This window comes from Micromonospora solifontis (assembly GCF_003725545.1).
Lineage (GTDB): Bacteria > Actinomycetota > Actinomycetes > Mycobacteriales > Micromonosporaceae > Micromonospora > Micromonospora solifontis.
Genome location: NZ_RJLN01000135.1, coordinates 1 through 9,442 on the forward strand (window position 1 = coordinate 1; position 9,442 = coordinate 9,442).

7 protein-coding genes are annotated in these 9,442 nt (G+C 72.4%); 5 read left to right on the plus strand and 2 right to left on the minus strand.

Annotated elements, in window-relative coordinates; translation table 11 throughout:
- Positions 1 to 344 precede the first annotated feature (344 nt).
- Positions 345 to 971: an NADPH-dependent F420 reductase gene (locus EFE23_RS26420; protein WP_123243611.1), complete on the plus strand. Its 627-nt coding sequence runs from the start codon at positions 345 to 347 to the stop codon at positions 969 to 971.
- 73 nt (positions 972 to 1,044) lie between these two features.
- Here EFE23_RS26420 and EFE23_RS26425 read toward each other — a convergent pair whose 3' ends face one another.
- A complete protein-coding gene (locus EFE23_RS26425) occupies positions 1,045 to 2,856 on the minus strand; it encodes a VanW family protein (RefSeq protein WP_123243607.1) in 1,812 nt (603 codons plus the stop codon).
- Between the two features lie 189 nt (positions 2,857 to 3,045).
- Here EFE23_RS26425 and nudC point away from each other — a divergent pair, with 189 nt between their 5' ends.
- From nudC to EFE23_RS26440, 3 genes are all read left to right on the plus strand, one after another.
- On the plus strand, positions 3,046 to 3,969 hold the full coding sequence (nudC, locus tag EFE23_RS26430) for an NAD(+) diphosphatase (protein ID WP_123243608.1): 924 nt from the start codon (positions 3,046 to 3,048) through the stop codon (positions 3,967 to 3,969).
- 452 nt (positions 3,970 to 4,421) lie between these two features.
- Positions 4,422 to 4,970 (plus strand): DUF6230 family protein, encoded by a 549-nt coding sequence (locus tag EFE23_RS26435; protein ID WP_123243612.1) that lies wholly within the window; start codon positions 4,422 to 4,424, stop codon positions 4,968 to 4,970.
- 80 nt (positions 4,971 to 5,050) lie between these two features.
- On the plus strand, positions 5,051 to 6,619 hold the full coding sequence (locus EFE23_RS26440; RefSeq protein WP_123243609.1) for a DUF6114 domain-containing protein: 1,569 nt from the start codon (positions 5,051 to 5,053) through the stop codon (positions 6,617 to 6,619).
- A gap of 63 nt (positions 6,620 to 6,682) precedes the next feature.
- Here the strand turns inward: EFE23_RS26440 and EFE23_RS26445 are convergent, their stop codons facing one another.
- Positions 6,683 to 8,353 carry a DUF885 domain-containing protein gene (locus EFE23_RS26445; RefSeq protein ID WP_123243610.1) on the minus strand — a complete coding sequence of 557 codons (1,671 nt, stop codon included), beginning with the start codon at positions 8,351 to 8,353 and terminating at the stop codon, positions 6,683 to 6,685.
- Between the two features lie 155 nt (positions 8,354 to 8,508).
- On the opposite strand from EFE23_RS26445, the gene EFE23_RS26450 reads away from it, so the two are divergent.
- The coding region (locus tag EFE23_RS26450; RefSeq protein ID WP_148058540.1) for a DMT family transporter at positions 8,509 to 9,442 on the plus strand (934 nt) is incomplete at its 3' end.

Sequence of the window (9,442 nt, forward strand, 5' to 3'; positions counted from 1 at the left end):
GCCGGGGGTGGCCCTCAACGCATTTCCGGCCCGGTTGGCCAGCCTGCGGGCCGACCGCCTTGATCGGCTCGTCCTGCCGCACGTCGCGCTGTCCGCCGGCAGGGATGGGCCGCTTCGCGGCAGGTCGAGCCGTAGGAAGCGCATTTCCTTCCGCGAACTCCCGCGCACCACCCACCGGTTCTCGTACGGTCTGTGCGGGACGGCCGTACGCCTCCACCCGCCAGGACGGCGGAAAACGTGACCCGCGGTACGCCCCGGCGATGATCGGGACGGACCGATCGGGGTACCTGCTTGATGGTCCGACCGGAACTGACCGCCAGGGGCTGGCGGAGGCAGGAGTGATGATGAAGATCGGAATCATCGGGTCGGGGCACATCGGTGGCACCCTCACCCGTCGCCTGACCGCCCTCGGACACGACGTGACCGTGGCCAACTCCCGGGGGCCGCAGAGCCTGGGCGATCTCGCGGCGGAGACGGGCGCGATGGCCGGCACGCTGGAGGAGGCCGTCCAGGGGGCGGAGGTGGTCGCCATCGCCGTCCCGCTGAAGGCCGTGCCGGACCTGCCGGCGGAACTCTTCGACGGCAAGGTCGTCGTCGACGCCGACAACTACTACCCGCAGCGCGACGGGGACATCCCCGAGCTGCTCGACCGCAGTCTCAGCTCCAGCCGGTGGACGGCGGACCACCTGAAGGGCGCCCGGGTGGTGAAGGCCTTCAACAACATCCACGCCGCGAACCTGATGGACAGCGGCAAGCCGGCCGGCACCCCGGGCCGCATCGGCCTGCCGGTGGCCGGCGACGACGCCGACGCCAAGCGGGTGGTCATGGGGCTGGTGGACGAGCTGGGCTTCGACCCGGTGGACGCCGGCACGCTGGACGAGAGCTGGCGGCAGCAGCCGGACACCCCGGTCTACGGCACCGACCGCGACGCCGACGGCGTACGGAAGGGGCTGGCCGAGGCGCGCCCCTGACGGCGTACGACGAGAGGAAGCCCCGCCGGCGACGAGCCCGGCGGGGCTTTTCCGTGCGCGCGCCCGACGGACCTCAGCCGGCCGGGTCCGGACCGCAGATGAAGCGTGGCTCGGGGGCGTAGCGCCAGCTGAACTTCTCCCGCTTGACGACCTTGCCGTTCTGCTTGATGACTCGGTAGGCGTCCTGGGCGAAGCCCACGCTGCCCGCGGCGGAGATGCAGTCGGGGCCGGGCTTCAGGTAGACCGTCTTCGGCTGGGTGATGTCCCGGCGGGGGCCGTACTCGGTCTTCACGCTGTCGTAGATCTTCGTGCTCCAGATCGACACGGTGATCGTGCTGGCGGTGTACGAGGTGTCGATGAGCACGCCGTACTTCGTGTTGTTGCGGAACTTGAAGTCGAGGTCCGGCCAGTAGATGGTCGACTCGATCACCGCGGGGTAGCGGCTGAAGTAGAACGAGTGCGGCTTGTGCTCGACGTCCTCCAGGCCGGCGTAGTAGCTGGCGTTGAAGAGCGTGGTGGTGAACTGGGAGACGCCGCCGCCGACGCCGGGCACGAGCTTGCCGTTCACGATCGTCGGCGCGTCCTGGTAGCCCTGGTCGTAGCCGCGCTCACCAGTGTGGGCGTTGAGGGAGAAGGTCTCCCCGGGCTGCACGATCGTGCCGTCGACGTCCTTGGCCGCCTGCACGATGTTCTGGCTGCGGGGCGAGGAGAGGCCGCCCGGGAACCGGGTGGTGAACGTGGAGACCCGCTCCTTGATGCCCAGCTCCGCCAGCTTCGCCTCGTTCAGCTCCGGCTCGGCCGGCGTCAGCTCGGCGGTGACGGTCCGGCCGTCCGCCTTCGGCAGCACGGCGAGCAGGGCCGGACCGAAGGTGGCCGGATCGAGCTGCCGCCCGGGCCGGCCGGGCACCACCTTCGGCTTGCCGCCGCTGATGGTCAGGCCAGCGTCCCGCGGCGCCACCTCGATCTTCGCGAGCCGCTCACCGAGGGCGGTGCGCAGCCGCTTGACGTCGATCCGGGGCGTCAGCTTGCCCGCCTCGTCCGCGGAGAAGCGCAGGCCACGGGCGATGGCGCTGGGCGGGATGGTGAGTGAGCCCTGGCCGGTGGAGAGCGTGACGGGGGCGGCCACGGCCGGCTTGGCCAGCTCGGCCACCAGCCGGTCCACCTCCTCCCGGGTGGTCGCCGGCCACTTCTCCATCAGCGGCACGGTCACCGGCGCGGCGGCGAGCCAGGCCGCCTTGACCGCGTCGGCCGCCCCGGCCTGGTCGATGGTCAGCGCCGGCTTCGGGTAGACCGGCTTCGGGGTGGTGCCGGTGAAGATGATCGCCGGCATGGTCATCTCGCGGCCCTGGGCGCCCATCACCCGGCGCAGCGCCGCGTCCAGTCGGGCGGTGTCGAGGGCCACCACCGGGTCGACCGTGCGGGAGCCGACGAGCCGGCTCACCGGGTGCGCGTCGACCGCGGCGGCCGCCGCCACCGTGGCCTCCACGTCGACCGCGAGCCCGATGTCGGCGGGCTTCAGCTCGACGCTCCGCTCGCCCACCGTGACCTTGACCGGGGTGTTCAGCTCCGCCGAGCGGCGCTCCAGCTCGGCCCGGAGCGCCCGCGCCGCGTCGGCGCGGCTCCGGCCGCCCAGCTCGGCGCCGAGCACCGTGGTGCCCCGGGGCACGTCGCCCGCGTACGCCCAGGTGCCGGCACCGACGCCGGCGACGAGCACGGCGGCGGCGAACCCGCCGGCGAGCAGCACCCGCCCCCGCCGGAACCAGGCGGGGCGGCCCGGAGCCGGCGCGCCGGCGGGTTCCGGCTCGTCGTCCGGCCAGCTCACCGCGGTGACCTTCACCGTGGGCCGGTCGTCGGCGGGCGGGAGTTTTTCCCCGTACAGCGTCACAGCAACCTCGATCGGAAGTTTCACGTGGGGACCGCTCCCCACCCCGGGAGACACCTACGGTAACCAACGCTCGAGGCGGTCGGGAGTCTCCGTCCGGGCGTCGCCCGCCTCGGCGGAACGGGCGCGGTGTCGCGGTGATCACCCGGCCCCGGCACCCCGCCCGGACGCGGCTCGTGCGACGGTGGGCGGGTGCGGGCGGATGAGCGTGCTCTGGCGTACGGCGGCGGCTGGCTCGACCGGGCGGGCGGGCTGCGCGGCGACCCGGGATGGATCGCCGCCCGGCTGAGCGATCGGGAGAGCGTGCTGCTGCCGTTCTGGCGGGACCGCTGCCTGGTGTCGGCGGAGCGGGTTCCGGTGCGCCCGGCCGCCGTCGATGCGGCCGGGCTGCTCACCGCCGCCGACGAGACGGTCTTCCTCGGCCTGGACGCCGGCCGGGCGATCTTCGCGGTGGACCTGTCGGGCCGGCCCGAGCCGGAGGCGTTGGCGCTGGCCGGGGCGGTCGAGGCGGTGGACGTCCGGGCCCTGGTGGGCGGGCTGGAGGCGGCCGAGGCGGCCGTTCAGGCGTACGCCAAGGGGTTGCTGCACTGGCATCGGGGGCAGCGGCACTGCGGCGCCTGTGGGGCGGTGACGGAGGCGCGCGACGGTGGCCACACCCGGTCCTGCACCGGGCCCGGCTGCGGGCGGCTGCTCTTTCCCCGGATCGAGCCGGCGGTGATCGTGTTGGTGGAGGCGCCGGACGAGTCCGGGCGCTGCCTGCTGGCCCGGCACCGGGGCGCGCCCGAGGGGTCCTGGTCGACGCTGGCCGGTTTCGTGGAGATCGGCGAGAGCCTGGAGGACGCGGTACGCCGGGAGCTGGCCGAGGAGGCCGGTGTGACGGTGTCCGGGATGGCCTACCAGGGGTCCCAGGCGTGGCCGTTCCCGGCCGGGCTGATGGTGGGTTTCCGGGCGACGGCGGCCTCGACCGAGGTGCGGGTGGACGGCGAGGAGTTGGTGGACGCGCGCTGGTTCAGCCGGGAGGAGCTGCGGGCCCGGGTGGCGGAGGGGCGTCCCCTCGGTCGGATCGACTCGATCGACCGTCACCTCCTGGGGTCCTGGTTGGACGGCCGGGACTGACCCACCCGCCGACCGGTCAGCCCGGTCGGCCGGACGGGTGAGCGGCACCTCACCCTCAGCGGTCTGTCAGCGCCCCGTTACCGAACTGTGATGTATGTCCGTGACGGCTACCACAGGTGAAACCTGGCGGCCTTCCTGTCGTAATCACGCCGGTTTGCCCGGGACTCATTGCTGTCGGGATGTTAACCGTTGGTAACCCTGGGCGATCTTGATAGCACGGTTGTGTTACCCGCCAGTAGCAAGGGGCTTGTGAGCTGTGTCGCTTCGCGAGAGCATCCAATCCGCGTACTGCGCGGCCCGTCGGCACAACGGTCGCCGCACCGCCCGAGCAGCTTTCCCCGTCCCGACTCGCGACCCGCGGTCGGTGACGCACCCCCGTCGAGGAGGACCTTGTGAGTGAATCGGAAGACCGCCAGGTGAATGGCGGCACCCGCTGGCGTCGCTTCGCCGCCATGATGGTGCCGGCGACCGTCGTGGCCGGCGGCATCGTGCTCGGCATGGCGAACGGCGCCATCGCCGCCTCGTTCGCCGTCTCGGGCCAGACCTTCAAGGTCGGCGCCTCGAAGCTCGAAGGTAACGGCTTCAAGCAGTACGGCGGCATCGCCCGGGAGAAGGACGGCACCCTGCACCCGGTGGCCGTCTCCGAGATCGGCAACGCCAAGCTGTACGACCTCTGCCAGTCGGTGAACGCCAGCATCCCGGGCGTGCCGATCGTGCTGACCATCAACGCCGGTGGCGGCGGCACCCCGGCCACTGCCAGCGACCTGTTGATCGACATGGACTCCCTCGAGGGCAACGCGGAGTTCACCAACATCAAGATCGGCCGCGACGCGACCGACCTCAACCCGGACGCGCAGGCGAAGTCCTTCGGCCAGAGCGCCGACAAGGTCGTCATCACCGACCTGAAGCAGGTGGCCCGTTCCACCAGCGCCGGCGTCTTCACTCTGAACGGCCTCAAGCTCAAGGTGAACGTGGGTCCGAGCGCCAAGGAATGCTTCTGATCTGATGTCGAGGCCCGCGGAGGGCGCCCTCCGCGGGCCTCGACCCTGCCCCACGCCGACAGCACCGCCAGGAGGAGTACGTGACAACCGCCGAGACGCAGCACGCCCGGCCCGGTCGGGTCGGTGAGGCGTGGCGTGGGTTCCGCCGCTGGCGGCGGAGCCGGCCGTTCTGGGGCGGGCTCTTCACCGCGTTGGCCGGCCTGGAGATCTTCGGCACCACGCAGATGAGCTTGAACGGCCTCACCTTCCAGATGGGGCCGACCGGCTTCCTGTCCTGGCTGATCCCGGTCATCCTGGTCGCCTGCGGGATGCTGCTCTGGTTCACCCCGGCGCAGCGGATGTTCTACGCGATCGTCGCGGCGATCACCGCGCTCTACTCGATGATCGGGGTCAACCTCGGCGGCTTCTTCATCGGCCTGCTGCTCGGCATGATCGGCAGCGCCCTCGGCTTCGCCTGGGTGCCGGCCAAGAAGCCGGCCCCGGCCGGCGAGCCGGTGGCCGAGACCGGGCCGACCGACGATGCGGACGGGCCCGCGGCCGAGGACGAACCGGCCCTCGTCGACGAGCTGCTGCCCCGGCAGCGTGAGGACGAGACCACCGGCGTGCTCACCGACACGCTGCCCGAGCCGCGCAACCCGCTGCGTGAGCCGGCTCCCCCCGAGGCCGCCGACACCACCCAGGTGCTGCCGGCCGTCGGCCCGGACGCGCCGGAGGGTTCCGGGCGCCGCGACCCGAAGCTGTACGCGATCCTGCTGGTGCTGGCCAGCGTCTCGGTGGCCGGCCTCGTCGCGCTCCGCGGTGAGCAGCCGGCGCTCGCCGCGCCCAGCGCCTGCCCGACGACCACCGCCACCGCCACCGCCGACCCGAAGCCGTCCGCGTCGGCCTCCGCTTCGGCCTCGGCCAGCCCGAGCCCCACGCCCGAGGCGACCTCGGACGGCAACCTGCTCACCGACATCGTCGACGGCATCACCGGCCTGTTCACCGGCGACGACTCGGCCAGCGCCGAGCCGTCGCCGACCCCGAGCGGCTCGGCGTCGCCGGCCGCCGAGCCGAACCAGGCCGCCAGCACCCCCACGCCGAGTGCCACCAGCGCCGCGCCGAGCACCAGCTCCGCGGCGAAGCCGGCGACCAAGCCGGGCGGCAGCACCTGCGCCGAGCCGCGGCCGACCAAGCCGACGCCGGTCGAGGCGGGCAAGCCGCTGCCCCGCGTCGCCGCCGAGGCGGGCCAGCCGAACATCGCCGATCCGGTGTCCAAGCTCACCGGGTCCAAGGTGACCATGACCGGGCTGCGGTTCGACGGGATCGTCGAGCTGCCCACCCGCGACGGCACGCTCAAGTGCCTGAAGTTCTCCATGGACGAGGCCGTCACCGACGACTTCGTCCTGCAGGCGACCGGCCCGGCGGGCAAGCACCAGCGGTACGTCACCGACCAGCTCACCGTCCGCGGGGACGTCGCCTTCTACGCCACCCGCTTCGTCGGGTACCTGCTCGGCATCAAGATCACGCTGACCCCGGACCTGCCGTTCCCCGACGGCATCCCGATCACTTCGCCGCTGCCCATCACCTTCACCGACCCCTCGATCGACCTGGCGTACGTCGACTCGAACGTCCTCACCGCCAAGCCGAAGCTCAAGCTCGACCTGGTCTGAGCCGGGTACGCGAAACGGCCGGGCACCGGAGATCACCTCCGGTGCTCGGCCGTTCCGTTCCGGCTAGAGGCGGGCCAACGCCCGGCGCAGCGGGTCGAGGCCCAGCGCGCCCAGGTCCAGCGCCTGGCGGTGGAACTCCTTGAGGTCGAAGTCGGCCCCCTTGCGGGCCTTCGCCTCGTCCCGGGCCTGGAGCCAGATCCGCTCGCCCACCTTGTACGAGGGGGCCTGCCCCGGCCAGCCCAGGTAGCGGTTCAGCTCGAAGCGCAGGTTCTCGTCCGGCACCCGGCAGTGCGCCCGCATGAACTCCCAGCCCAGCTCCGGCGTCCAGCGCTCGCCGGGGTGGAAGCCGAACGGGTTGTCCTTCGGAATCTCCAGCTCCAGGTGCATGCCGATGTCGACGATCACCCGGGCCGCGCGGAACGCCTGCCCGTCGAGCATGCCGAGCTTGTCGCCCGGGTCGTCCAGGTAGCCCAGCTCGTCCATCAGCCGCTCGGAGTAGAGCGCCCAGCCCTCGCCGTGCCCGGACACCCAGCAGAGCAGCCGCTGCCAGCGGTTGAGCTTCTCGGCGCGGACGGCGGTCTGGGCGACCTGGAGGTGGTGACCCGGCACGCCCTCGTGGTAGACGGTGGTCACCTCGCGCCAGGTGGAGAAGTCGGTGATGCCCTGCGGCACCGCCCACCACATCCGGCCGGGCCGGGAGAAGTCCTCGCTCGGGCCGGTGTAGTAAATGGCGCCGTCACTGGTCGGCGCGAGGCAGCACTCGATCCGGCGGACCTGCTCGGGGATGTCGAAGTGGGTGCCGTGCAGGTCGCTGATCGCCTTGTCGGCCAGCGCCTGCATCCAGTCCCGGAACGCCTCCTTGCCCTGGATGGTGCGGGCCGGGTCGGCGTCCAGCGCCCGGACGGCGTCATCGATGCTGGCCCCGGGACCGACGATCCGGGCGGCCACCGCCCGCATCTCGGCCTCCAGGCGGGCCAGCTCCGCGAAACCCCAGGCGTACGTCTCGTCGAGGTCGACCTTGGCGCCGAGGAAGTACTGCGAGGCCAGCTCGTACCGCTCCCGGCCGGCGGCCTGCTTCTCCCGGCCCCGGGGAGCCAGCTCGTTACGGAGGAACTGCCCGAACTCGGCGGTGGCCCCGGTGGCGGCGGCGGCGCCCTTGCGCAGCTCGGCGCCGAGCACGCCGTCGGCCCCGAGCCGTTCGACCAGCCCGTGGAAGAAGTTGTCGCCGTTCGGGTCGGTCCAGATGTCGCACTGCTTGGCGACCTCGACCAGCTGCACCCGCGAACTGACGTGGCCGGCCGCGGCCGCCTCGCGCAGCGTCCGCTTGTAGCCCTCCAGCGCGGCCGGGAAGCCGTTGAGCCGGGCGGCGATGTTCGCCTTGGCGTCGTCGCCCCCGGTCGGCATCAGGTCGAACACCATCCGGAGGTCGTGCAGCCCGCTGGCGATCACGTTGACCTCGCTGGTCGTCTCACCGGCCTCGTGCCGGGCGAGCTCCAGGCCGAGGCGTTCCTGCATCGCCTCCTTGGCGGTCCGCTCGGCCTCGGTGTCCGGCTCGGTCACGTCGAGGTCGGCCAGGGTGCGTCGGGTCAGGTCGGCCCGGCTGGCGTAGCCCTCCGGGGAGAGGTCGTCGAGCTGGTCGTCGTAGCCGGCGATGCCGACGTAGGTGGCGCCGGTCGGGCTCAGCGGCGCCCAGTCGGCCACGTACCGGTTGGCGAGGTCATCGATTCGTCCCACGACGCGACCCTACGTGACCCGGCCGCCTCGTTGTCGACCGTGTTTGCCGTGTTCAGGGCGGCAGCTCCAGCGGATCGAGGTCGGCTGCTGTGGCCCGCGACACGGCGTCGGATTTTCGCGGGACTTCGTCGTACCCCTGCGGCAGAGTGTCAGGGGTGACGGCGGACTTGACTCCTGACCGGGCGGCGCTGCGCAGCTGGCTGCCCGGCTTTCTCGCGCTCGGCGTGATCTGGGGTTCCAGCTTCCTCTTCATCAAGGTCGGGGTGACCGAGCTGCACCCGCTGCACCTCACCCTCTACCGGGTCGCCACCGGCGCGGTGACCCTGCTGGTGGTGCTGGCCGTGCTGCGCGACCGGCTGCCCCGCGAGCCCCGGGTCTGGGCGCACCTGCTGGTGGTCGCCGCGTTCGGCGTGGCCATCCCGTTCACCCTGTTCGGCTTCGGCGAGCAGCGGGTGGAGTCGATGCTCGCCGGCATCTGGAACGCCACCACGCCGCTGATCGTGCTGCCGCTCGCGGTGCTGGTCTTCCGCACCGAGCGGTTGACCGCGCGCCGGGCGGTCGGGCTGGCGCTGGGCTTCGCCGGCGTGCTGGTGGTGCTCGGCGTCTGGGAGGGCGTCGGCGGTTCACACTTCACCGGCCAGCTCATGTGCCTGGGCGCGGCGGCCTGCTACGGCGTGGCCATTCCGTACCAGAAGAAGTTCATCGCCGGGAGCGCGTACTCCGGGCTGTCCCTGTCGGCGGCGCAACTGCTGGTCGCGACCGCGCAGCTCGCGGTGGTCGCGCCGTTGGTGGCGGGCGCGCCGCCGGTGCCGACCGGTCTCTCCCCGCGGGTGGTGGCCAGCGTGCTGGCGCTCGGCGCGCTCGGCACCGGGCTGGCCTTCGTGATCAACCTGCGCAACATCCGGATCGCCGGGGCGAGCACCGCGTCCACCGTCACGTACCTGATCCCGGTCTTCGCGGTGCTGGTCGGCGCGGTGGTGCTGGGCGAGCGGATGAACTGGCACCAGCCGGTGGGCGCGCTGATCGTGCTGGTCGGCGTGGCGGTCGCCCAGGGCGTGCTCGGCCGGCGCCGTCCGCGCAGCGTCGTCG

Excerpts from the sequence above, each read along its gene's own strand:
- EFE23_RS26420 (WP_123243611.1), top strand. The coding sequence starts at position 345 with ATGAAGATCGGAATCATCGGGTCGGGGCACATCGGTGGCACCCTCACC.
- EFE23_RS26435 (WP_123243612.1), top strand. The coding sequence starts at position 4,422 with ATGATGGTGCCGGCGACCGTCGTGGCCGGCGGCATCGTGCTCGGCATG.